The following is a 24,981-nucleotide window of genomic DNA, read 5'->3' on the forward strand; positions in this document are numbered from 1 at the left end:
ATGGTGCGGAAAGAGAGACTTGAACTCTCACAACCTAAGTTACTGGAACCTAAATCCAGCGCGTCTACCAATTCCGCCACTCCCGCATCGTTTGTACAATAAAGTACAGGTAGTTATTTTAAACTCTTCATTGAGCTGCAATTTAACTCTTGCAGAGCCATTTCTAAAAGAAGAAATGGTGGCTAAGACGGGATTTGAACCTGTGACCCCATCATTATGAGTGATGTGCTCTAACCAGCTGAGCTACTTAGCCATTGTTGGCTGGGATACCAGGATTTGAACCTGGGAATGCCAGGATCAAAACCTGGTGCCTTACCGCTTGGCGATATCCCAACAATAACAATTGATAGTTTTAATTCTTATCAAGAATTATGGTGCGGAAAGAGAGACTTGAACTCTCACATCCTAAGATACTGGAACCTAAATCCAGCGCGTCTACCAATTCCGCCACTCCCGCATCATTTGTACAATAAAGTACAGGTAGTTATTTTAAACTCTTCATTGAGCAACAAAAAAATAATGGTGGCTAAGACGGGATTTGAACCTGTGACCCCATCATTATGAGTGATGTGCTCTAACCAGCTGAGCTACTTAGCCATCTTTTTTTGTTAGCACTTCATCGCTGAGTGCGGGGCGTATTATGCTGATATGACCCAAATTCGTCAACACCTTTTTTGCAAAAAAACACTTAACTGTGTTTGTTTGCAGGAAAATTAAGCTAACAGGCTAAAATTTAATAAAAATGCTGTTTTTTTAGCTGCCTTTAAGGCGCGGAATCTTAATTAACCCTGTACTTCTTTAATTAAGCGATATTACAAAGATAGACTAGTTGAGGCTAATTATTATTTTTATAATGCTTAAATACAAAAAAGGCTCGTAAAAACGAGCCTTTAAAAATTATTACCAAGTGAAATTGGTTTAATTTGTACTTATACGTTGAACAAGAAGTTCATTACATCGCCATCTTTAACAATGTACTCTTTACCTTCTTGACGCATCTTACCTGCTTCTTTTGCGCCACTCTCACCTTTAAAGGCAACAAAGTCGTCAAAAGCAATAGTTTGCGCACGGATAAAGCCACGCTCGAAGTCGGTATGGATTTTACCCGCTGCTTGTGGTGCTGTTGCACCTACAGGGATTGTCCATGCGCGTACTTCTTTTACGCCAGCTGTGAAATAAGTTTGTAATTGTAGTAATTCATAACCACCACGAATAACAAGGTTAAGACCTGGCTCTTCTAGACCAAGATCAGCCATAAACTCTAGCTTGTCTTCGTCATCTAGTTCTGAAAGCTCAGACTCGATAGCGGCACATACAGGAACAACAATCGCATCTTCAGCTGCGGCAATAGCGCGTACGCGGTCAAGGTATGGGTTATTTTCAAAACCATCTTCAGCAACGTTTGCAATATACATTGTTGGTTTAATCGTTAAGAAGTTAATAGAGCTGATTGCTGCTTTTTCTTCTTTAGTTAGTGCTAGACCACGTAAAGTTAAGCCTTCGTCAAGATGCACTTTTACTTTTTCAAGTACAGCATTTTGCTCTTTAGCGTCTTTATCGCCACCTTTTGCTTTTTTTGAATTACGGAAAAGGGCTTTTTCAGCGCTATCCATATCAGCAAGTACTAACTCAGTGTTGATTACGTCAATATCGTCAGCAGGGTCAATAGTGCCTGCTACGTGGATGATGTTTTCATCTTCAAAACAGCGAACTACGTGGCCAATTGCATCGGTTTCACGAATGTTAGCTAAAAACTGGTTACCAAGGCCTTCACCTTTAGATGCGCCTTTTACTAAGCCAGCAATGTCTACAAATTCCATACTGGTGGTAAGAACTCGTTGAGGATTAACTATTTTAGCAAGTTCGTCTAGACGAGGATCTGGCACAGGTACCACACCTGTATTAGGCTCAATGGTACAAAAAGGAAAGTTAGCGGCTTCAATACCCGCTTTAGTTAGTGCATTGAAAAGCGTTGATTTACCAACGTTAGGCAAGCCAACGATGCCACATTTAAAACCCATAGTAAGATACCTTGTTTAGAATTCGTTTAAACGGTGTACTTGGACCCAAGTTACTAGGGTTTAAACGAATGTAGTCTGTTTTGTGCTTTTAACACACCATCTTTTGCAAGTATTTCCATGCAACGAACTGCTTCATCAACAGCAGCATCCATTTTTTCTTGGTCTGCTTTGACCGCTTTTCCAAGCACCCAACCAGTAACCATTTCACGATGCCCCGGATGACCTACACCAATGCGCAAGCGCATAAAGTCTTTTTGATTTGCCATTTTTGCAATAATGTCTTTTAAACCATTATGACCGCCATGCCCGCCGCCTTTTTTTAACTTGGCAACGCCTGGGTCTAAATCCAATTCGTCATGGGCAACTAAAATGTCCTCGACAGGGATTTTGAAAAAATTAGCTAAACTACCGACCGCTTTACCACTTAAATTCATGTAAGTAGTGGGGATCAATAATTTGAATTCTTGGCCTTGAATGATCACTTTGCCTGTAAGGCCGTGATATTTAGGATCGTATTTTAGGGTGCAGTTGTAGCGTGCAGCGATTTGCTCGATGAACCAAGCACCTGCATTGTGGCGTGTGTTTGCGTATTCGGGGCCTGGATTAGCCAGGCCCACAAGCATTTGAATAGAATTCAAGGTTGCGAGACCTTAAAAATTATTCTGCTGCTGCAGCGTCGTCTTCAACTGGAGCTGCTTTGTTTGCTTTGATAGTCAGGATAGACTGATCATGGCCTTCGCCTTTACCTAAATCTACAGAGCTAACGCCTTTAGGGAAAGTAAGGTCAGAAATATGAACAGAATCGCCAACAACAAACTTAGAAACATCTACTTCAATGAATTCTGGAAGTGCTTTTGGAAGACACGTAATTTCAACTTCAGTTAACTGGTGAACAACAGTTGCGCCAGCTTTAGTTACAATATCTTCACCGATGAAGTGAAGAGGAACTTTAGTTTGAAATTTATGAGTAGCATCTACACGTTGGAAATCAAGGTGAGTAAGCTTAGGCTTGAATGGGTGACGTTGGATATCTTTTAAGATTACTTCAACAGCTTCGCCATCTACGTTAAGCGTAAGGATATGCGTGTAAAAACCTTCGTCTTCTTGTGCTTTGATCATATCTTTATGAGCAAAAGTAAGAGATAAAGCTTCTTTGTCAGCTCCGTAAAGGATTGCAGGAACTTTGTCTTCGCGACGTAGGCGGCGGCTCGCACCAGTACCAGTTTCTACGCGAAGTTCAGCGTTATATGTATAAGTTTTGTTAGACATGATGTCTCCAGTTATTAAAATGTGTAGGGCCTTTGCGACCAAGGTCCCTAGCCAAAAGGCGCGCTATCATACCACCACGCCCAGACAAAATAAACATCGCTTACAAAAAAAGCGCCAAAAGGCGCTTTTATACTCAGGAATGTTTAATTTTAGTGTTCAAACATCGCTGAGATAGATTCTTCGTTACTAATACGACGAATAGTCTCTGCTAACATGTCAGCAAGCGTAAGTACCTTAATTTTATCAAGGGCTTTAAGCTCGTCAGATAGCGGAATTGAGTCAGTTACAATTACTTCGTCAATCATCGAGTCACGTAAGTTTTCTGCTGCTTTACCTGAAAGAATAGGGTGCGTTGCGTATGCAAATACGCGTTTAGCGCCATGTTCTTTAAGTGCTTCTGCGGCTTTACATAACGTACCACCGGTATCAATCATATCATCTACGATAATACAATCACGACCTTCAACGTCACCAATAATGTGCATTACTTGAGAAACGTTTGCTTGAGGGCGACGTTTATCAATGATTGCTAAATCGGTATCGTTTAGTAGTTTTGCAATTGCACGTGCGCGTACAACACCACCAATATCTGGAGATACAACAACGACGTCTTCAAAGTCGCGTTCTTTCATATCTTCAAGTAATACAGGGCTGCCAAATACGTTGTCTACTGGTACATCAAAGAAGCCTTGGATTTGTTCAGCGTGTAAATCAACCGTAAGAACACGGTCAACACCAACGCTTGATAAGAAATCGGCAACAACTTTAGCGGTAATTGGAACACGGGCAGAACGTACACGACGGTCTTGGCGCGCATAACCAAAATAAGGAATGACGGCAGTAATACGACCTGCAGATGCACGACGTAGAGCATCAACCATAACGATAAGTTCCATTAGGTTATCGTTTGTAGGGGCACAGGTTGATTGCAAGATAAAAACGTCCGAGCCACGAACATTTTCATTTATTTGAACACTGATCTCACCGTCGCTAAAACGGCCAACAACAGCATCGCCTAATTCAATATATAAACGTTTTGCAACTTTTTGAGCTAACTCAGGTGTTGCGTTACCAGCGAAGAGCTTCATGTCAGGCACGGTAGGGTTCCTCAGGCACTGAATATTTGGACTAACGGGCAATGATAAATACCACTGCGAGTTAACTTATGATTACTTGTACGTTACTTCATTGATCGAATATGGCGGTTAACTCCGTATGAGCAGGTGAGACATTTGCGCTTGAAGCCACAAAACCCTGCCAAGTATGGGGGAGATTTTCAAGTACATCTTGTGCTTGAACTTGACTAGCAAATTCGACAAAACAACATGAACCTGTTCCGGTCATCTTCGACGGTGCGTATTTTAGCAACCACTGGAGGGTTTTTTCAACCTCGGGGCAAAGCTTTTTAACTAAAGGCTCACAATCGTTGGTTAAAGTATGGTGTTTCCAATCGCCTATTATTTTTGGTGTGTCGCGTTTTAAATCTGGATGTGTAAATATTTTTGCAGTACTTACATGTTGGTTTGGGTGTACAACGCAGTACCATTTTTGTTCAAGTTTTACCTGGTGTAATTTCTCACCAATACCATGCGCTATGGCGCTTTGCCCTTGTATGAACACCGGAACATCAGCCCCTAATTTAAGTCCTAATTGGGCTAGAATTTCTAAATTTAGTTCTAATTTCCATAATTTATTTAGCGCTAATAAAGTACTTGCGGCGTCGGATGAACCACCTCCAACACCTCCGCCCATCGGTAAGCGTTTAATTAAATTTATTTTTACACCTAAAGAGGTTTTACAGTGTGTTTGTAATAATAAAGCCGCTTTATAGATGAGATTATCATTTAGGGGTATGTCTTTAGTATCACCCCCGACAGAAATACCACCGTCTGTTGTTAGCTCAAAATGCAATTCATCACCAAAATTTAAAAAAGTAAATAAGGTTTCTAGTTCATGATAGCCATCTTCTCGGCGAGCATTTATATGTAAAAATAAATTGAGTTTTGCCGGAGCAATAAGGGAAAAAGAGGTTTTGTTATTCATGTTTATTTAAATTGCCAATCGTAGAGTTGAATCTTAATTTTTATTTGTTGATGCTTTAGCGTCAGTTTAGTTGGTAACCAGTAACCTGCGTTTTGTACGTAAGTGCCGTAATCTATTTGCCATTTTTTGCCTGTATTATCAAACCATAATACTTGCTTTGCGCGGCCTAACTCATCAACAACTAAACTTTGGTCATCAATAGTCCCTTTAAGCCAATTATCGGCATTATCAACAGGGAGTGTAAAACCCGTTAAGCGCTTTAAAAGCTCTGAAGCGTTAGTATCAAAGTACTCATCGCCGTCAAATTCTAATTCAGCACCGTTTGCTGTTTGTTTAAGCGACAAAATACGCGTACCAATAAAGGTAGTCAGTATTAAATTATTGGAATTTGTTGTTTGCTGCCAATTTAAGTTTGCAGATTGACGCTCTTGTGGGCTAATAAACGCGAGTTTACCCTCGACCTGCCAAGTTTTTTGAGCAGCTAAACGTGGTTTCCAATCATCATAAAGTGTTGTTTTTGTATCAATTTGATGAGCACAGCCACCTAAAAACAAAAAAAACATGAATAAAATCAAATATTGTCGAATCAAATGTTGTTCCTTACTTTCCATATTCCGCTGATTTTTGGTAAAATTACCGCCTTTGAAGTAGGGCTCAGCAATATTTGGCAAATATGACCATAATAGCACTAGGTATAAATCACAAAACCGCATCCGTAGAATTACGTGAAAAAGTGGCCTTTTCGCCTGAGCAAATTTCAGAGGCGTTGCAACAATTAAGCGGCCATGCCGACTTTAATGAAGCGGTTATTGTGTCTACCTGCAATCGAACCGAGATCTATTGTAGCCTCGCTCAGCAAAATTCCCAAACACTGTTGACTTGGCTTGCCAGTTTCCATGGTTTGGATGAACATGAACTGAGCAGCAATATATACTGCCATGAAGGTAATGACGCCATTAACCACTTAATGCGCGTAGCTTGCGGTTTAGATTCCTTGGTATTAGGGGAGCCGCAAATTTTAGGGCAAATAAAACAATCGTTTTTTAGCGCTAAAACCCATGATGCTGTAGGTGTTACTTTTGATAGATTGTTTCAAAAAACATTTTCGGTGGCGAAACAAGTTAGAACCGAAACAAATATTGGCGCAAGCGCTGTATCGGTTGCATTTGCAGCTGTTAATTTAGCGAAGCATATTTACGGTAAGCTCGATAAAACAAACGTATTATTAATTGGCGCCGGCGAAACCATAGAGTTAGTTGCTAAACATTTATATCAAAATGAGCCACAAAATATCACCGTTGCGAACCGAACTATTGAGCGAGCTCGAAGCTTAGCTGATGAGGTGTCGGCGGATGTAATTGCTTTAGCGCAATTGCCAGAGCGTTTACATAAAGCCGATATAGTCATTAGTTCTACCGCCAGTACTTTACCTATTATTGGTAAAGGGGTGGTTGAGCAAGCGCTTAAGCAGCGCCGTCACAAGCCTATGCTATTTATAGATATTGCGGTTCCGCGCGACATAGAAAGCCAAGTAGGTGAGCTAGATGCTGCCTATTTATATTCCGTTGATGACTTACAAACCATTGTAAGCGAGAATATGGCAGCGCGTGAGCAAGCTGCACAGCAAGCGCAAATAATTATTACTGAACGCACCAAAGAATTTGCAATGTGGATGCGCTCACTCGATTCGGTAGATTTAATCCGCCATTATCGAAATGATGTACAAACAATTAAGTCAGAACTTGTAGAGCGTGCTGTTAGTCAGCTAAATACAGGTAAAGATGCAGAAAAAATTATATTAGAGCTCGCCAATAAATTAACCAATCGCTTAATGCACGCGCCTACCCGTGCAATACAAGACGCAGCGAAAAAAGGTGAAGTGGCGCAGCTAAACCAGTTGAAAAAAATGTTAGGTATTGATCAGGAATAACCGTTAAATGAAAGAGTCTGTTTATAATAAATTAGAAACCTTAGTAGAGCGTTACGAAGAAGTACAAGCGCTACTAAGCGACCCGTCGGTCATTAGTGATCAAAATCGTTTTCGTGGGCTTTCAAAAGAATACTCTGAGCTTGAAGAGATTGTAAAAACGTTTTTAACTTACAAAGAAACGCAAGATGATTTAGCCAGTGCAGAAGAAATGCTTAAAGATTCTGACCCTGAAATGCGTGAAATGGCGCAAGAAGAATATAAAGAAGCTAAAGCACAAATTTTGGCAATTGAAGATCAAATTCAAGTATTAATGTTGCCAAAAGATCCGCGAGATAATAACAACGTGTTTGTTGAAGTACGCGCTGGAACAGGCGGTGATGAAGCGGCTATTTTTGCTGGCGACTTATTCCGTATGTACAGCCGCTATGCAGAAACTAAAAAATGGAAAGTAGAAGTTGTGAGCACCAATGAAGGTGAGCACGGTGGTTACAAAGAAGTTATTGCAAATATTAGTGGCGAAGGCGTTTACGGTCAATTAAAGTTTGAATCAGGTGTACACCGCGTACAACGTGTGCCAGAAACTGAGTCACAAGGGCGAGTTCATACCTCTGCGTGTACTGTTGCGGTAATGGCGGAAGTACCAGAGGCAGAAGCGATACAAATTAATACCGCAGATTTAAAAGTTGATACATTTCGTGCATCAGGCGCAGGTGGTCAGCACGTTAATAAAACAGATTCTGCTATTCGACTTACACATATACCTACCGGTGTTGTGGTTGAGTGTCAGGATCAACGTTCACAGCATAAAAACCGTGCTAAAGCGATGTCAGTACTTGCAGCACGTTTACAACAGGCTGAAGATGAAAAGCGCCATGCGGCAGAAGCATCTGAACGTCGTGACTTAGTAGGTAGTGGCGATCGTTCTGAACGTATCCGTACTTATAACTACCCACAAGGTCGTATTACCGATCACCGTATTAACTTAACACTTTATCGTTTGAATGAAGTGGTAGCGGGTGATTTAAGCTGCGTTATTGACCCATTAATGCAAGAACATCAAGCTGACTTATTAGCGGCTATGGGCGACGAGTAATCGTGAGCCAAACTCTTGAACAAGCTATTGCTGCAGGCGCTAATTTATTAGCACCTAGCAGCGAAAGTGCTAAATTAGACGCACAAGTTTTACTTCTACATATTCTTCAAAAACCTCACAGTTACCTTTTTACTTGGCCAGAGCATGCGCTTAATGCCGAACAACAACAGCAATTTAATACATTTTGCCAAAGACGTTTAAACGGTGAACCTGTTGCACATATTACGGGGCAACGTGAATTTTGGAGCTTATCGCTTGAAGTTAACGCAACAACTTTAATACCTCGACCAGATACTGAAACGTTAGTAGAGCAAGCACTTGAAGTGGCTGTACCTGCTACATCTAAAGTGCTTGATTTAGGCACGGGTACTGGTGCAATTGCGTTGGCATTGGGTAGTGAAATGCCTAACTGGCAAATTATTGCAGTAGATAGAGTAAGCGATGCAGTTGCACTTGCTACACGTAATCAGCAGCGACTGGCAATTAATAACGTGCGCGTTAAGCAAAGTAATTGGTTTAGCGAGTTACATGGCGAAAAGTTTAACCTAATTGTTACCAACCCGCCTTATATTGAAAGCAGTGATATACATTTAAATCAGGGCGATGTGCGCTTTGAGCCTTTGTCGGCATTAGTGGCTGATGATTGTGGAATGTCTGATATTAAACAAATAATTACACAATCACGTGACTATTTGTTATCTAGTGGCTATCTTTTAATAGAACACGGTTTTGAGCAAGGTGAAGCTGTTCGTCATTTCTTCAAAAAAATGGCATTTGTGGATATTAAAACAGTGAAAGACTTTGGTGATAATGACCGTGTAACGTTTGCACAGTGGCCCTAAAGAATAATAATTGCCTGCTAGTGCGTTAAATAATGCCATGAAGGAATTTCGACTATGATGGGTGATTTTTTATTTTCAGATGAGCCAGAAGAAGCAATCAATGAGATTGAACTCGGTACCTGGAAAGTATTAATCGTTGATGATGAACCTGAAGTTCATGCTGTTACAAAACTAGCGTTGAGTGATTTTGAGTTTCAAAATAAACGCTTAGAATTTATTAGTGCGTACTCAGGTGCTGAAGCAAAAGAGCTTGTGAAAGAGCATCCAGATGCAGCCATTGTACTACTTGATGTAGTAATGGAGACCGATGATGCCGGTTTGCAAGTTGCTAAGTTTATTCGTGAAGAAGCTAAAAATAATCATATTCGAATTATTTTAAGAACGGGTCAACCTGGTCAAGCACCTGAACGACAAGTAATTATTAATTATGATATTAACGATTACAAATCTAAAACAGAGCTAACGGCTCAAAAGTTATTTACTGTTATTATGTCGAGCCTGCGTTCGTATCGGGATATTATTTCGATTGAGCAGTCACGCGAAGGGCTTGAGAAAATAATTATAGCGTCCCGTGATATTTTTTCTGCGCATTCAATAGAGCACTTTATTGAAGGCGTTATGCAGCAGTTAACTTCTTTACTCGGTATTGCTGATCAAGCTATGTATGCAACTACTTTAGTTGCGCAAAATCCTGAAGCACAAAATAATAAAAAATTAATTGTTTGCTCGGGTACCGGTGACTTTGAAAAAAGTGAAGGTAAAGAGCTCGATGAGGTATTACAAGCTGAACAATTAAGTGCATGTCATCAGGCGCTTAATGAAAAAAGCATTATTTATAAAGATAACTACTTATTTGCGTATTGTAGCAGTGAGTACAATCATAATTCGATGCTATTTATATCAGGTATTCCAAAGGATTTAACGGATACTCAGCGCCATTTAATTAAGATTTTCTCTCAAAACGTGCAACTTGCGTTTGAAAATGTACAACTTCAGTCTGAAATAGAAGCAACGCAACAAGAGCTTGTTTACAGGTTAAGTGAAGCGGTAGAGCAACGCTCAACAGAAACGGGTAATCATGTTAAGCGTGTAGCACATATTTGTCATATATTGGCACAAGGGTATGGCTTATCTAAGCATGATGCTGATTTAGTAAGGTTGGCGTCGCCTCTTCATGATGTAGGCAAAGTGGGCATTCCTGATGCGGTATTAAATAAACCAGCAAAGTTAGACGCCCAAGAATGGGAAGTGATGAAAACCCATACTGATAAAGGCTATACTATTTTAAAAGACTCGCCGCATGAGATTGTTAGTGCAGGCGCAATTATTGCAAAAGAGCATCATGAAAAATGGGATGGCTCTGGTTACCCACAAGGTTTAAGCGGAAACGCAATTAATGTATTTGGTCGTATAGTTGCACTTGCTGATGTATACGATGCACTTCGCCATAAACGATGCTATAAAGAACCTTGGACACTGCAAAACGTAGTTGATGAAATTAACGCTCAAAAAGGCACACACTTTGAACCAAAATTGGTTGAAGTATTTAACGAGAAGCTTGATGAGTTAGAAGCGGTTCTTAACCGTTTTCCTGATTAAATTTTTATAAAACAGAAGTACAGGGGCATATGGATTATTTAGCAGTAAAGCATTCACACATGGCAATTGCGATGTTGAGTGTGATTTTATTTTATGTTCGCGCATTTTCGCGAATGGGCAGTGGTAAATTAGCAAAAAATAAAGCGGTAATGATTGGTAGTCATAGTATAGATACTTTGTTATTAGTGTCGGCACTTACGCTTATATTTATGGCTAAAATTAACCCGTTTGAACAATATTGGCTATTAGAAAAAATAGTTTTAGTGGTTATATATATTGGTATTGGGGCTAAAAGCGCCAGACAAACTAAAATGACGGCTAAAGTTGCTTACGTTTTAGTTAACACTGCTGTTATTTTAGCGATAGGTTATTTAGCGACGTCTAAATCAGCTTTTTTGCTTTAAGTAATACCTGACTATTTGAGCTTTATAGTTGTTTTATAAAGCTCAAATACGACTCCCTCTCAGAAAATATTCAAAAAAATCTCTATATTGGTATATAGCTTTAAAGTTAGGTAAACTACGCCTTCGTTTTCTAAAATGTTGCAGTATTAATGACTACCCTCGGGTTTGACGAACACGATGAATCTTATCTTGATGATGCTTACGATGAATTTACACCTCCAGCGATTTACCGCTGTATTAAAGCAGAGTCAAAATGGGACCCTCAGATAGATTTAACACCATGTTATGAAACTTTAACTGACTTTGAACAGCAAATTTCAGCGCTGTGTTTAAAAGTGAGTGATGAGCACGATTGCTTCGAAAAATTATTAGATATGTTTTACAGCGATTGGCTATTTAGTGCCTCAGGCTTAAAAGTGCCAGAATACAAATTAAATACATTAAGCTATACGCTTTCTATGCGTAGTGGCTCACCAACAACGCTTGCAATTATACTTTGTCACTTTTTACAACAAGCTAACTTTGATGCAAATCTTAGTCTTACGCTGGGTGATGTTGGTGTTCATGTGGCGATAAGTGATGAAGAGGGCTACATAATTGAGCCAAGCAGCGGGCAACAAAGCTGGTATATCATCCCTGAAAACGCAGATGAAGATGATGGGCAAGAACAAGAGCCTTTAGAGTTAATTTTTGATGACGAAGTATATAAGCTATTTTTAGCTCAGCAAAAGTGGTCTTTCATTAGCGAAAACAAATTTGGTCATGCTTTGACCTGTGTAGAGATGCTAATGGAGCTAATAGGCGACGACCCGTATGAGAGACGCGACAGAGGTTACTTATTAAATCAGCTCGGTTGCCCTAAAATGGCACGTGATGATTTACAGTTTTTTGTCGATGAGTGTCCGGACGATCCTGCAATAGAGATTATTCAACACCAAATAGAAGAACTAGAAGATAATAATAAAACGCACCATTAAGAATAGGAATAATTATGGTTGAAACTCAAAGCGCATTAATTACAAATGATGCCGTTGTGCTTGGTTTGCTTGCTATTATTTTGGGGTTTATTTTTAAAACCTCAAACAGTGAGCGTCCAGCTTTAAAACGATTTTATAAATACGTACCTGCTTTACTACTGTGTTACTTTTTACCTTCGTTATTAAATACCTTTGGTATTGTAGATGGTAATAAATCCAATGTTTATTATGTGGCTTCGCGCTACTTACTGCCTGCTTGTTTAATACTGCTTACCATTAGTATTGATTTAAAAGCTATTATTAACTTAGGCCCTAAAGCGCTCATTATGTTTTTAGTGGGTACATTGGGCATTGTTATTGGTGGGCCATTAGCTATTTTAGTCGTGAGTGCATTTGACCCAAGTATTGTTGGTGGTCATGGGCCCGATGCAGTATGGCGCGGTATGACAACCGTTGCGGGTAGCTGGATTGGCGGTGGTGCTAACCAAGCATCAATGAAAGAGATGTTTGAAGTTGGTGGTGATATATTTTCTGTAATGATTACAGTAGATGTAATAGTCGCGAATATTTGGATGGCTGTTTTATTGTTAATGGCAGCAAACCATAAAAAGATTGATGCAGCTACGGGTGCTGATACAAGCGCAATTGAAGATTTAAAAAAACGTGTTGAAGCCTATCACGCTGAACATGCCCGTATTCCTACTCTTAACGATTACATGACGCTGCTTGCAATTGCATTTGGTATAACCGGTTTAGCGCATTTTTGTGCTGACTTTTTAGGTCCGTACTTTGGCACTACTTATGAGTGGGCAAAAGAGTACAGCTTAAACAGTAAATTCTTTTGGCTAATTGTTATATCAACAACGATTGGCATAGGCTTATCGTTTACTAAAGTGAGACAAATAGAAGCGTTTGGCGCTTCAAAAGTAGCCTCTAGCTTTTTGTATATTTTAGTTGCATCGATTGGTTTGCATATGAATGTAACCGCTATTTTTAATAACCCAGGGTTATTTTTAGTTGGTGCCATTTGGATGTTAGTGCATGCAAGCATAATGTTAGTAGTAGCTAAACTAATTAAAGCACCGTTATTTTATATGGCTGTGGGCTCGCAGGCTAATGTGGGCGGTGCAGCGTCTGCACCTGTTGTAGCATCAGCATTTCACCCTTCGCTTGCGCCTGTTGGTGTCCTGTTAGCTGTACTGGGCTATGGTGTGGGTACTTATATGGCTTATATTTGTGGATTAATGATGCAAGCAGTTGCACCGTAAGGAATTTAAATGAAAGACCAAATTATTAAAATTAATGAAATTGAACTAGCAAACAACAAACCGTTTGTATTGTTTGGTGGTATTAACGTATTAGAATCTCGTGATTTAGCAATGCGTGTTGCAGAGCATTACGTAGAAGTTACGACGAAACTCAATATTCCTTATGTATTTAAAGCGTCATTTGATAAGGCTAACCGTTCTTCAATCAATTCGTACCGTGGTCCTGGTATGGAAGAAGGTTTAAAAATATTTGAAGAGATTAAAAAGACTTTCAACATACCGCTTATTACTGATGTACATGAACCGCATCAAGCAGCACCTGTTGCTGAAGTTGTTGATGTAATTCAGTTACCAGCCTTTTTAGCACGTCAAACAGATTTAGTTGTGGCGATGGCTAAAACAGGTGCAATTATTAACGTGAAAAAACCACAGTTTTTAGCGCCGCATGAAATGCGCCACATCATTACTAAATTTAATGAAGCGGGTAATAATAACATCGCACTTTGTGAGCGTGGTTCTAGCTTTGGTTACAACAACCTAGTGGTTGATATGCTGGGTATGGATGACATGAAAGCAATGGCGCCTGTTATTTTTGATGCAACACATGCGCTACAACGCCCTGGTGGACGAGCTGACTCTGCTGATGGTCGTCGTGCACAAGCTGCAGAGCTTGCACGTAGCGGTATGGCGCTAGGTATTGCAGGTTTATTTATTGAGGCGCATCCAAACCCTAACGAAGCTAAATGCGATGGCCCATGTGCGCTAGCGCTTAGTAAGTTAGAAGGATACTTAACGCAAATGAAAGCGGTTGATGATTTAATTAAAAGCTTTGCCCCACTTGATACAAGTGCAAGCGATTTATAATTAAGCATGATGTTTATTAAAAAGCGACTCAGGTCGCTTTTTTTATGCCTTTAATATACACAAACTTATATGATGTATATAATCTCACGCATAAGAAAAACTAATTCTAAGCTTGGTTATTATGTCAAGACGGGTACCTCCATTAAACGCATTAAAAGCCTTTGAAGCGGCTGCGCGTCATTTAAGTTTTACTAAGGCTGCAGAAGAGCTCTATGTAACGCAGGCGGCAGTAAGTCATCAAATAAAAACACTTGAAGAGCATTTAGGTTTAAAGTTGTTTTTACGTAAAAACCGCTCATTATTATTAACTGAAGAAGGCCAAGGCTATTTTTTAGATATAAAAGAGATTTTTACTCAGCTTATTGATGCAACTGAAAAGCTATTAGCCCGTGGTGCTAAGGGCTCATTAACGGTTAGTCTAACACCCAGTTTTGCTATTCAGTGGTTAGTGCCTCGTTTGAGTTTGTTTAATGAGTTACACCCAGAGATAGACGTGCGAATAAAAGCACAAGATCAAGATGAAAACTCACTGACTGATGACGTAGATATTGCTATTTACTATGGAAGAGGTCATTGGAATGGCGTACAAGCGTACAAACTTCATACCGAGTATTTAGTACCACTTTGTAGTCCTATGTTATTAAGCGGATTAAAGCCGCTTGATCAACCTAGTGATTTAGCGCATCACACTTTATTGCATGATACCACACGTAAAAACTGGAAAACGTGGATGAAAACTGCAGGCGTGCGTAACATTCAGGTAAATCAAGGACCTATATTTAGTCACTCATCAATGGTGTTACAAGCTGCAGTACATGGGCAAGGTGTGGCAATTGGTAATAGTGTATTAGCTAAACCCGACATAGATGCAGGGCGTTTGGTTATTCCGTTTAATCACAGTCTAGAAAGTAAAAATGCATATTACTTAGTGCTTCGCGAATCGCAAACAGAGCTTGGTAAAATAGTTTCGTTTAAAGAGTGGATGCTGAGCTTAGTAGAGCATGAACAAGAACATGAGTATTAATAATGATTGAATGGTTTAAAAGCACCGCACAACCTGCAATTGCACAGTTTATATTTGCGCATGGTGCAGGTGCCGGTAGCGATTCTGACTTTATGCAACATATGGCAAAATTAATAAGCGAGCAAGGTGTTGATGTTGGTTTATTTGATTTTGAATATATGCAAATTGCTAAACAAACTAATAAACGTAGGCCTCCAGAGCGAGCGCCAAAGCTACTTACTTATTATGAGCAAGTGCTTGGTCAGGCGCAGCCAGATTTACCGTTATTTATAGGCGGTAAATCGATGGGCGGACGCATGGCATCAATGCTTGCGTGCAGCACAGAGCAAAGACTTTCGGGTGTTATTGCATTTGGTTATCCATTTCATCCGCCGGGTAAGCCAGAAAAGTTACGCACCGATCATTTTGCTGATATTGTTTGCCCTTTTTTAGTATTACAGGGCGAGCGAGATACATTTGGTACACGTGAAGAACTGCTTACTATGGAAATGCCAAAACAGCCTTTACTCACATGGCTGACTGATGGCGATCATTCATTAAAACCACGTAAAAAAAGTGGCGTAACTGAACTGAAAAATAGAGAAACAGCAGCGTTAAGTGCCGTTGAATTTATTAAGCAACAAGTAGAGATGTGTTAAGACTCGATTAGGGGATTAGATGATTAAATTATTTTTAATGGCCGGCAGTATTTTTTGTATGCTCTCGGTTATGTTAGGTGCATTTGCTGCCCATGGTTTAAAAAGCCGTTTATCGGAGTATTCATTAGGGGTTTTTAAAACAGCTGCTGAGTATCAAATGGTGCATGGCCTTGCACTTATTGCGGTGGCTATTTTAATTAAATGGGGCATAAACCTGAGTTGGGCTGGTGGCTTTTTTATAACGGGCACACTACTTTTTAGTGGCAGTTTATATTTACTCGCTCTAACAGATATGAAGTGGCTAGGGCCGATAACACCGCTTGGTGGATTGTGCTTTATTATTGGTTGGATTGTTATTTTAGTGCAAGTCGCACGATTTAAGTTTTAAAGAGTTTAAGGGTTAATATGTCTAGTGTTGTGATTTATTGTCGTAGTGGTTTTGAAAGCGATGCCGCTGCTGAAATAACGTTTCATGCTGCAGAGCAGGGTTTTGCAGGGTATGTAAAAGCAAAGCCAAATACAGGTTATGTTGTTTACGAATGTTTTGAAGCGCATCACAGCGACGAAATAATCAAAAAAGTCGATTTTAAAAATATGGTGTTCGCACGCCAATGGTTTGCCGGTACATTACTTGAAAACATGCCAGTAGAGGACCGTGTAAGTGCAGTAGTTGAAGCTGCTAAAGATTTTACATTGTGCTCAGAGCTGCGCGTAGAAACGCCAGATACAAATGAAGGCAAAGAGCTTTTAACGTTCTGTAAAAAAATATCAACGCCGCTTAAAAAAGCCCTCGAAAAACAAAATACAGTACTGCGTGAGCCAAAAGCAAACCGCCCAGTAATGCATGTCATGTTTTTAACAAACAATACGGCTTATGTTGGTTACTCGTATAGCTTTAATAATTCTCCATTTTTCATGGGTATTTTACGCCTTCGTATGCCAAGCGATGCACCTAGTCGTTCAACGTTAAAACTCGACGAAGCGTTTAATGTATTTATTCCTGAGCAACAACGTGAATCACGCGTGGCAGCAGGTATGCGCAGTGTTGATTTAGGTGCATGCCCGGGTGGTTGGACTTATCAGCTTGTACGCCGTGGTATGTTTGTAAGTGCGATTGATAACGGCCCAATGAATGACGATTTAATGCAAACGGGTCAAGTTAAACATTTTAGAGCAGATGGTTTTAAATATCGCCCAGAAAAAAGAAATATTACTTGGTTAGTGTGCGATATGGTGGAAAAACCAACCAAAGTGACTACGCTAATGATTGACTGGGCAGTAAATGCATACGCAAAAGAGTTTATATTTAACTTAAAACTACCTATGAAAAAACGCTTTGATAGTGTTTATGAATGTCTTTCGATGATAAGAAAAGAGCTTGAGAAACATAGCATTAATTACGAGTTACAAGCTAAACATCTCTATCATGATCGTGAGGAAATAACCGTTCATTTAAACGTTACTAAGGTGCCACAAAATTTGTATAGTTAATATGTAGAGGCTAAAAGTGGTAAAAAACAATATTAATAAATGGCTAAGTTTACTTTTTTTATCACTTTTAATCACAGGTTGTGGCGGCGGCGGAGATGGTAGTGATTCAACTACGCCCTCTGGTAACGCTGCGCCCAGTGTTACGCTCTCTGTTAGTAGTAACGTTATTGTCTCTAACCAATCGTTTACTATTACTGCGCTTGCAAGTGATAGTGACGGGCAAATAGCCAATTATCAATGGCAACAACTTAGTGGTCCTGAATTTACATTTATTGTTAATGGCAATACGCTTACAGCCACTGCACCGAGTGTAACCACTGACACGACCTTTAGTTTTTCAGTTACTGTTACTGATAATTCAGGTGCTACTGCACAACAAGTATTTTCAGGCACTATCACTTCTCAAAATAATGCACCTACAGTTAATATTACAGGCCCAAGTAGTGCACTTGCTAACACACAAGTAAGCTTAGTTGCTAACGCTCAAGATACAGATGGAACCATAAGCACTATTAGTTGGATTCAGTCTGCGGGAGATAATGTTGATTTTAGCCAATCAGATGGTGTACTTAGTTTTACTGCCCCCAATGTATCTGAAAATACAACGCTAGGCTTTAGCGTAACCGTAACTGACAATGCCGGTAAAAGCGCTCAAGCGAGTAAAACGGTTTTAATTAATCAAGTAAATAGCGCGCCAACAGTCATTGTTACAGGCCCAGAAGAAGCTGAAAAAGATGACAGTGTAACCCTAGTTGCAGATGCACAAGACAGCGATGGTAGTATTAATAGCATAACCTGGCAGCAAACAAGTGGCCCTGTAGTTGAACTTACCCAAACAGAAACAAGTATTAGTTTTAATGCGCCTACTGTTGCACAAAATACCAATGTTACGTTTGTAGTAACTGTTACCGATGACGATAACGCTACAAATAACGCCCAGAAAATAGTTGTAATATTAGCCCCAAATAACCCACCGACTGCCGATGATGTAAATATAAATGTGCAATATAACCAAGCCACAGAATTTAGCTTAGTGGTTAGCGACGCAGATAACGATAGCGTACAGATTGACTTTGGTGATGATTTAAATGGAGCGCAAATCAGTGTTATTGATGACCAAGCCTTACGTTTTAGTTACACACCTCCTGCAAACAGTATCACTCCACAAAGCTATACGTTAACGGCGACTGATACAAAAGACACAACTGAATTTGTATTGAATGTTACCGTTGTTGATTCAACGCCCGCTACAATTAGTAATGTAACGCCCCAAAATAGTAATGAACCAGTATTTGTAGATAGCCCTGTTAGCATTACATTTTCAGATATTATGCTCGTGAGTACTTTAGCCGTTAACTCTAGCAGTGGTACTTGTACTGGAAGCGTACAAGTGTCAGCAGATAATTTTACTACTTGCTTGGCCTTAACTATTGAAAGTTTGTCGGGTACTACCAGCGACACAAGTACTTATTTTCATACTGTAAATTTAAGCGCAAGCTTTGATGAAGACACTCAATATATTGTTCGTGTTACAGCTGATTTAGCTAATTTTGATAGCACAACTATTTTGGCGCAAACTGCCACCTCGTTTACAACTTCTAGCCAAGATATAAAAATAACAGAGCTTTCATCTGTGCAATTTAGTAATGACTTACCTTGGATTGAACTTTATAACGGCACCGGTGCGACAGTAAATTTACAAGACTACTCTCTTAAAGCTCGCAGTATTAATATGTCTGATAGTACGTTGAGTGGTGAGCAAATATTTACGCTGCCTAATAAAGAGCTTTTAAATGGCGCCTATATTATTTTACAAAGCCGCTTTGGCGATGACTTTTTAGCAAGTGCGTCATTAAATAACACTAAGCTTGTGCTTGTTGGTAGCGCGAATGATCAAATTAGGCCTTATTGGTACATAAATGGTTTTGCAGAATTACTTAATAGTGCGGGTACACAAACTATCGACTTTGTTAAGTTTGGAAATTCAACCCAAGAGCCTGTAACAGCCTCGCAGTGGCAAGGCGAAAATGCTGCACAAATACCGCCAGAGCAGGGCGCCAGCTTAAAGCGTACGCTCGGCGCAACCGATACTAACCAAAATACAGACTGGAACTACTCAGTATTCAATACTCCGGCAGGGCCTAATGATATAACTTGCTCAATAGATGATGATGAAGACGGTATTCCAGATTGCGCAGAGGTAGAGGGGGCAACATTTGGTGGACTGCCTTTATATGAATGGGGAGCGCGTACTTCACAAAAAGATATATTTATTGAAATAGATTATATGGATAGTAGTGATGTTGGAATAACGCCTCATCGAACAGCACTTGAAAAAATTGTTAGTGTATTTGCAAGTAAAGGCTATACCGTTCATTTTGATGTAGGTGACTTATTTGATCAAAATAGCGATATTGCGCTGCAAAACTTTGATTTAGGTGGCGGAAATGTTGTCCCTTTTAATAGTTATACTCCGTTTGAGTACGATTTAAGTAGCCCTAATTTATTTGCTTATAAAATGGAATATACCGATATAACCCGCAGACCCATTTTTCATTACTTATTAATGGCAAGTAGTGGAAATGAAGATGGCAGTATTAGTGGGTCGGGTATTGCTGAGATCAGCGGTAATGATTTAATGGTAACCATGGGGGGCTGGGGCTTAACGCTCGATACGCAAATAGCAACCAATGTAACTTATAATTATCAAGCATCAACTATCTTTCATGAGCTAGGCCATAACTTAGGCTTATACCATGGTGGCGATGAAGAGGTTAACTTTAAGCCTAATCATTTAAGCTCTATGAATTATTTATATCAATTAGCGGGTTTATCAACAATAGGTAATAACGAAGGCGATCGTTATTATGTGCGTTTTTATCCAGGCAATGCTAGCTGCGATATTACACCAAATACTAATAGTCATTTAGGCTCTACAGATGATTTTATTATTGATTATTCAAGTGGTAGTTCAGCAGATTTAAATGAGAGTACAATACTTGAAGCACAGGGGTTAAATCGAAATGCCTCACTACCTGTTGATTTTAACTGTAATGCAATTAACACCGAAAGCTTAACCAGCTTTGATACTAATCAAGATAATACAATATCAATGCTTAGTGATGTAAATGAGTGGAGCATGCTTAATTTGCAGTTTTATATGCAAAGTGCAGGTAATCGGTTTGGCGTGCCAAATACTAATAATAGTAAGGTGTATAATTTACAAAGCTCACCTACTAATATTGAAACGCTGCCCAGTTATATAAAAGAAGCGCAGCCAAGTAGTGCAATTATTGCTGAGTTAAAAGCAATTAAAGAGCATTAATATGAAACTAGGGTTAAGTATTAAGTTTATTGTTGGTAGTAGTTTTTTAAGCTTACTAATAGCGTGTAGCGATACTAACAATGCACGTGAATGGTTACTAAAAAATGACAATTTATATTACAAAAATACAGCTATTGACTGGCGAGTTGAATCAGTAAAGGGCTGTAAGGCATGCGTTGTAAGCCAAGATGTTGTTTATCAGCCTGAAGGCATTAGTAGTTATAATACGTTAATGCAGAGTCAAAATTGGGTGGCGGTACATGAGTTAAGTAAAATCAATGTTATCCGTTTAAAGATGCCAGACCAAACACCTTACTTATTCGTAGAGCGTATAAAAGGGCGAACACTAAAGCTGTTTGATCAGCAGCAAAACTACAGTATAAAAATTGGTGAAGTTACAGCCGTTAATTTTAACAATCAGCGCTTTAGTATTTTGATTAAAAAATTTGAAGAAGTAGATAAACAAAGCGTCGCATTACCAAGGCGTGCATCGCTTGAGTTTATTGTTTTAAAAATAGATTAAAAAAGCACCTTAGGTGCTTTTTTATCTCGGGTGCGGTGTCCTTTGAATATTGAAAAGTCAGCAACCTCTTAATTAACTACGGTATTTTGGTCGATAATTATCGACCCACAAACGTGTTGCACCACACACAGCTACAGGCATAACTATTAAGTTTACAAAGGGTATAGCCGTTAATAACATAACAGCAAAACCAAACCCGTATGATAAACCTTGCTTAGATTTTAAATCGTCTTTCATCTGCTTAAAGCCAATTTTATGGTTATCAAACGCATAGTCTTCATACTGCACCGCGTACATCCAACAGGTAAACAAAACCCATAGTATTTGGCCAATGACAGGTAAAACCCAAAGTAGTATGAAAAAACCAATAGCGCGAGGAAGGTAATAACATAATTTTTTCCACTCACGGCCAAGCATTCTAGGCACATCTTTTAATAAATCGGCAAAGCCGTCATCATTAATTTTTTGACCCGTTAAATAAAGCTCAACTTTTTCGCTTAATAAAGCATTAAAGGGGGCTGCAATAAAATTAGTGATGACTGTAAAGAGCATACTATAGCTAAATAGCACGACTAATACTGCAATTGGCCACATTAGCCATTCAAGCCAGCTTAACCATTCTGGTAGCATGTTGTTAATGTAGCTAAAGCTATCACTTAACCATCCAAACAAGAAAAACAACGAACTACCAAACAGCAAAATATTAATTAAAAGCGGGATAAGTACAAAACGCTTTAACCCCTTTTGGCTAATTAATTTAAATCCTGAAAAAAAATATTCCATACCTTGTGTGATCTGCACTGTAACCTCAAAAAATATTCACCATTAGTGACAGTATAAATAGCTTAATAATTTTAAACAGTATTTTTAGGTAACAAAGTGTTTAAGTTAAGTAATAACAACGGCCAGTTTACTATTTTTTTCTCCCAGCTTAATAAGCGACAATTAGTTTACAAGCTTTATACATTGGCTCTATGGCGTAACCAGGCGCTAACTTACCTTGATTTTTTGGTAGTGCAAAGCGTACTATAGCTGATCTAGCCACTCTAGGCTTAGGCATCGTTTTGATGCATTGTGGAGAAATTAGTAAAGTTGCTGCGTCAGTGCGTTGCAAAAATAAAGGGTATAAATAGTGATGTACAAAAATCAGGAAGTAATTTTACGATTGCGCGCTAATATTCCAGCGTTTGAATGCGTAAAAGGATGCCACGACTGCTGCGGGCCAGTAACAACGTCTTCAGAGGAAATGTCGCGCTTACCGGTAAAAACAGATGCGGAGCATGAAGCGGCGTTAAACGAGTTCAATTGTGTGCATCTTGGCCCCAATGGCTGCACTGTATATGATGAGCGCCCATTAATTTGTCGCTTATTTGGTACTACGCCAAGAATGCCTTGCCCGAATGATCGTCGACCAGATGAGCCTGTTGACCCTAAAATTGAGCGCGAAGTACATCACTTTATAGCAAACACGCGTCAAGTATTAGTGTAAGTATCGTATTTATTAAAGTAATAGGCGCTTATTAAGCGCTTTTTTATGTGTGTTATACGCGTTGCTAATAATTTAAAAACTATCAATAAATTTACCCAAAATATTATCTTAGTTATTTTTACAAAAATACTATCAATACATATTAAATATATTGCGAGATTAATTATGCATTTGACTATTAATATACTTAGCCTTATGTATCTTGTTCTATCGCTGTATTTTCCATCTCTTTATTTATATTGCTATTTCTGTTTTCCTAACCCCTTCAAAATTGTTGTTTTATATTTGTTTATTATTAAAAATAGCTGTAAGCAAGGCTTTACTATTGTGTAAATTCACTATTAATAATTAGAGTACCGTTGGATTAGGTGGCTGAAAAGGGTAAAATATTTACAAGTTGGCAGTTAAGATATTTGTTATGGCATTTTCTAAACTCGGAATAAAGTAAGATCGAAAGATAATTTAACCTTTTGATTCGCGTCGCTTCATTTCGTATTTAGGGTGGGTGTTGTGGTATGTCGCTATGTCGGTAACTAAAAATCCATCAAGAGACGATAAATGAGCACTACTGGAGTAACAAAACAACATGAGGATGAGCATTCATCTACAATAAAGTATTTGGTAGGGGTAGATATACCGGTATTTTTAATCAGTGGTGGCATTCTTGTGCTATTTGCTGTGCTAGCACTTTATGATATTGATTTGATGTCGAGTTGGATCAATACCGCCTTTGCTTTTTCTACTAAGACGTTTGGTGCCTTTTGGCAAATATTATTGCTTTCGACCTTTATAATTGGGTTGTTTTTAGCCTTTGGACGTACCGGAAAAGTGGTATTAGGTGGTTTAAAAAAGCCAGAGATTAACACCTTTAAGTGGATCAGCATTATTATGTGTACACTCCTTGCTGGTGGTGGGGTGTTTTGGGCTGCTGCTGAGCCCATGGCGCATTTTATTTCGCCGCCGCCAATTTTTGGTGGTGAGTCAGGGATTAAAGAGGCTGCATTTAATGCTTTAGCGCAAAGCTTTATGCATTGGGGGTTTTTAGCCTGGGCTATTTTAGGCAGCCTTACAGGCATAGTTTATATGCATTTACATTACGAAAAAGGTTTACCGCTTAAGCCACGTACTTTGTTGTATCCGGTATTTGGTGAGCGCGTAATGAAAGGCGCATTTGGTGCTATTGTCGATTCGTGTTGTGTTATAGCTGTAGTAGCAGGCACGGTAGGCCCTATTGGTTTTTTAGGGTTGCAAGTAAGTTTTGGTTTAGAAAAGCTATTTGGTATTCCAGATACTTACACCACTCAAGTGGCTATTTTATTTGGTTTAATTGCAATTTATACTCTATCTGCTGTAAGTGGCGTCACTAAAGGAATTCAATTACTCAGTCGCTTTAATGTAATTTTAGCCGTAGCGTTAATGCTGTTTATTTTGCTGATGGGGCCTACAGCTTTTATTTTTGATAGCTATATTCATTCGTTTGGGCTTTATATTAATAACTTTATTCCTATGGCCACTTTTCGTGCCGATACCGCCTGGTTAGACTGGTGGACGGTATTCTTTTGGGGCTGGTTTTTAGGTTATGGACCTTTAATGGCTATGTTTGTTGCACGAATTTCACGCGGTCGTACTATTCGCGAAATGATCACGCTTATCTCAATAATTGCTCCTGTTATTACTTGTTTTTGGTTTACGATAGTGGGTGGTTCAGGTATATTTTTTGAGTTAGCAAACCCGGGTGTTATTTCAGAACCCTTTGCGGGCTTAAATTTACCCGCTGCACTGTTGGCTATTACTGAGCAGCTGCCTATGGGCTTTGTTATATCGGTGTTGTTTTTAATTTTAACCACAATATTTGTAGCAACCACAGGTGACTCCATGACCTACTCGGTATCTATGGTAATGACGGGTAACGATCATCCGCAAACACCCGTTAGAGTGTTTTGGGGCATTATGATGGGGGTTATGGCAGCAATATTAATTTCGATAGGTTCAGGTGGTATTTCTGCACTGCAGTCGTTTATTGTAGTAACCGCCGTACCTGTATCATTTGTGTTGTTACCATCACTTTGGATTGCCCCACAAATTGCGAAAAAAATGGCTACTGAGCAAGGTTTATAAGCAATAGGTATTAAAGCTAAATAAAGGATTGATTGCCCAACGTGAGGTAATCAATCTTATTTA

General features: G+C 39.2%; 23 protein-coding genes and 5 tRNA genes. 16 read left to right on the forward strand and 12 right to left on the reverse strand.

The genetic code is table 11. From position 1 onward, the window contains the following. Position 1 precedes the first annotated feature (1 nt). From I6F50_RS14400 to lolB, 11 genes are all read right to left on the reverse strand, one after another. Positions 2–86: transfer RNA gene (locus tag I6F50_RS14400), tRNA-Leu, on the reverse strand. Positions 87–176: 90 nt separating this feature from the next. Continuing rightward, a tRNA-Met gene (locus tag I6F50_RS14405) sits at positions 177–253 on the reverse strand. Positions 254–258: 5 nt separating this feature from the next. Next, positions 259–333 (reverse strand) — tRNA-Gln (locus I6F50_RS14410). Positions 334–372: 39 nt separating this feature from the next. After that, a tRNA-Leu gene (locus tag I6F50_RS14415) sits at positions 373–457 on the reverse strand. Positions 458–520: 63 nt separating this feature from the next. Next, a tRNA-Met gene (locus I6F50_RS14420) sits at positions 521–597 on the reverse strand. Between the two features lie 332 nt (positions 598–929). Next, a complete protein-coding gene (gene ychF / locus I6F50_RS14425; protein WP_007583951.1) occupies positions 930–2,021 on the reverse strand; it encodes a redox-regulated ATPase YchF in 1,092 nt (363 codons plus the stop codon). Positions 2,022–2,074: 53 nt separating this feature from the next. Continuing rightward, the gene (gene pth, locus I6F50_RS14430; protein WP_165740491.1) at positions 2,075–2,659 is read right to left on the reverse strand and encodes an aminoacyl-tRNA hydrolase; all 585 of its coding nucleotides are present in this window, start codon (positions 2,657–2,659) and stop codon (positions 2,075–2,077) included. A gap of 19 nt (positions 2,660–2,678) precedes the next feature. Then, positions 2,679–3,290 carry a 50S ribosomal protein L25/general stress protein Ctc gene (locus I6F50_RS14435; RefSeq protein WP_008171830.1) on the reverse strand — a complete coding sequence of 204 codons (612 nt, stop codon included), beginning with the start codon at positions 3,288–3,290 and terminating at the stop codon, positions 2,679–2,681. 149 nt (positions 3,291–3,439) lie between these two features. Beyond that, positions 3,440–4,387, reverse strand: a complete 948-nt coding sequence (locus I6F50_RS14440) for a ribose-phosphate pyrophosphokinase (RefSeq protein WP_007583957.1) — start codon at positions 4,385–4,387, stop codon at positions 3,440–3,442. An 88-nt stretch (positions 4,388–4,475) separates the two neighbouring features. Beyond that, on the reverse strand, positions 4,476–5,333 hold the full coding sequence (ispE, locus tag I6F50_RS14445) for a 4-(cytidine 5'-diphospho)-2-C-methyl-D-erythritol kinase (protein WP_010554716.1): 858 nt from the start codon (positions 5,331–5,333) through the stop codon (positions 4,476–4,478). 2 nt (positions 5,334–5,335) lie between these two features. Then, a complete protein-coding gene (gene lolB / locus I6F50_RS14450; RefSeq protein WP_197141581.1) occupies positions 5,336–5,923 on the reverse strand; it encodes a lipoprotein insertase outer membrane protein LolB in 588 nt (195 codons plus the stop codon). A gap of 83 nt (positions 5,924–6,006) precedes the next feature. Between lolB and hemA the strand changes: the two genes are divergently transcribed. From hemA to I6F50_RS14520, 14 genes are all read left to right on the forward strand, one after another. Then, a complete protein-coding gene (gene hemA, locus I6F50_RS14455; RefSeq protein WP_197176557.1) occupies positions 6,007–7,263 on the forward strand; it encodes a glutamyl-tRNA reductase in 1,257 nt (418 codons plus the stop codon). Between the two features lie 7 nt (positions 7,264–7,270). After that, positions 7,271–8,356 carry a peptide chain release factor 1 gene (prfA, locus tag I6F50_RS14460; RefSeq protein ID WP_024593863.1) on the forward strand — a complete coding sequence of 362 codons (1,086 nt, stop codon included), beginning with the start codon at positions 7,271–7,273 and terminating at the stop codon, positions 8,354–8,356. Between the two features lie 2 nt (positions 8,357–8,358). Beyond that, positions 8,359–9,198, forward strand: coding sequence for a peptide chain release factor N(5)-glutamine methyltransferase (prmC, locus tag I6F50_RS14465; RefSeq protein ID WP_197176559.1), 840 nt, complete (start codon positions 8,359–8,361; stop codon positions 9,196–9,198). A 54-nt stretch (positions 9,199–9,252) separates the two neighbouring features. Then, positions 9,253–10,797: a response regulator gene (locus I6F50_RS14470; RefSeq protein WP_007583964.1), complete on the forward strand. Its 1,545-nt coding sequence runs from the start codon at positions 9,253–9,255 to the stop codon at positions 10,795–10,797. 29 nt (positions 10,798–10,826) lie between these two features. Beyond that, complete coding sequence (locus I6F50_RS14475; protein ID WP_007583965.1) at positions 10,827–11,201, forward strand: SirB2 family protein; 375 nt, start codon at positions 10,827–10,829, stop codon at positions 11,199–11,201. A 149-nt stretch (positions 11,202–11,350) separates the two neighbouring features. Further along, on the forward strand, positions 11,351–12,178 hold the full coding sequence (locus I6F50_RS14480) for a tetratricopeptide repeat protein (protein ID WP_165734818.1): 828 nt from the start codon (positions 11,351–11,353) through the stop codon (positions 12,176–12,178). Positions 12,179–12,192: 14 nt separating this feature from the next. Then, complete coding sequence (locus I6F50_RS14485) at positions 12,193–13,446, forward strand: DUF819 domain-containing protein (protein WP_007583967.1); 1,254 nt, start codon at positions 12,193–12,195, stop codon at positions 13,444–13,446. Between the two features lie 9 nt (positions 13,447–13,455). Beyond that, entirely contained in the window at positions 13,456–14,310 is an 855-nt protein-coding gene (kdsA, locus tag I6F50_RS14490; protein WP_007583968.1) for a 3-deoxy-8-phosphooctulonate synthase, read from the forward strand. A 121-nt stretch (positions 14,311–14,431) separates the two neighbouring features. Then, positions 14,432–15,334 (forward strand): transcriptional regulator GcvA, encoded by a 903-nt coding sequence (locus tag I6F50_RS14495; protein WP_002958561.1) that lies wholly within the window; start codon positions 14,432–14,434, stop codon positions 15,332–15,334. A gap of 2 nt (positions 15,335–15,336) precedes the next feature. Next, positions 15,337–15,972 carry an alpha/beta family hydrolase gene (locus I6F50_RS14500; RefSeq protein ID WP_197141589.1) on the forward strand — a complete coding sequence of 212 codons (636 nt, stop codon included), beginning with the start codon at positions 15,337–15,339 and terminating at the stop codon, positions 15,970–15,972. A 19-nt stretch (positions 15,973–15,991) separates the two neighbouring features. Further along, complete coding sequence (locus tag I6F50_RS14505) at positions 15,992–16,360, forward strand: DUF423 domain-containing protein (protein WP_007583972.1); 369 nt, start codon at positions 15,992–15,994, stop codon at positions 16,358–16,360. A gap of 17 nt (positions 16,361–16,377) precedes the next feature. Further along, the gene (gene rlmM / locus I6F50_RS14510) at positions 16,378–17,463 is read left to right on the forward strand and encodes a 23S rRNA (cytidine(2498)-2'-O)-methyltransferase RlmM (RefSeq protein WP_007583974.1); all 1,086 of its coding nucleotides are present in this window, start codon (positions 16,378–16,380) and stop codon (positions 17,461–17,463) included. Positions 17,464–17,479: 16 nt separating this feature from the next. Further along, positions 17,480–20,788, forward strand: coding sequence for a hypothetical protein (locus I6F50_RS14515; RefSeq protein WP_197176560.1), 3,309 nt, complete (start codon positions 17,480–17,482; stop codon positions 20,786–20,788). Position 20,789: 1 nt separating this feature from the next. Beyond that, a complete protein-coding gene (locus I6F50_RS14520) occupies positions 20,790–21,311 on the forward strand; it encodes a hypothetical protein (RefSeq protein WP_165728896.1) in 522 nt (173 codons plus the stop codon). 72 nt (positions 21,312–21,383) lie between these two features. On the opposite strand, the gene cysZ is transcribed toward I6F50_RS14520, so the two are convergent. Next, entirely contained in the window at positions 21,384–22,112 is a 729-nt protein-coding gene (gene cysZ, locus I6F50_RS14525) for a sulfate transporter CysZ (protein ID WP_165742180.1), read from the reverse strand. A gap of 334 nt (positions 22,113–22,446) precedes the next feature. Between cysZ and I6F50_RS14530 the strand changes: the two genes are divergently transcribed. Both I6F50_RS14530 and I6F50_RS14535 read left to right on the forward strand, forming a co-directional pair. Continuing rightward, on the forward strand, positions 22,447–22,800 hold the full coding sequence (locus I6F50_RS14530) for a YkgJ family cysteine cluster protein (RefSeq protein ID WP_011327756.1): 354 nt from the start codon (positions 22,447–22,449) through the stop codon (positions 22,798–22,800). Between the two features lie 558 nt (positions 22,801–23,358). Next, positions 23,359–24,918, forward strand: coding sequence for a BCCT family transporter (locus tag I6F50_RS14535; protein WP_197176561.1), 1,560 nt, complete (start codon positions 23,359–23,361; stop codon positions 24,916–24,918). Positions 24,919–24,981 lie beyond the last annotated feature (63 nt).

The organism is Pseudoalteromonas sp. NZS127_1, assembly GCF_015864295.1.
Classification (GTDB): Bacteria; Pseudomonadota; Gammaproteobacteria; order Enterobacterales; family Alteromonadaceae; genus Pseudoalteromonas; species Pseudoalteromonas arctica.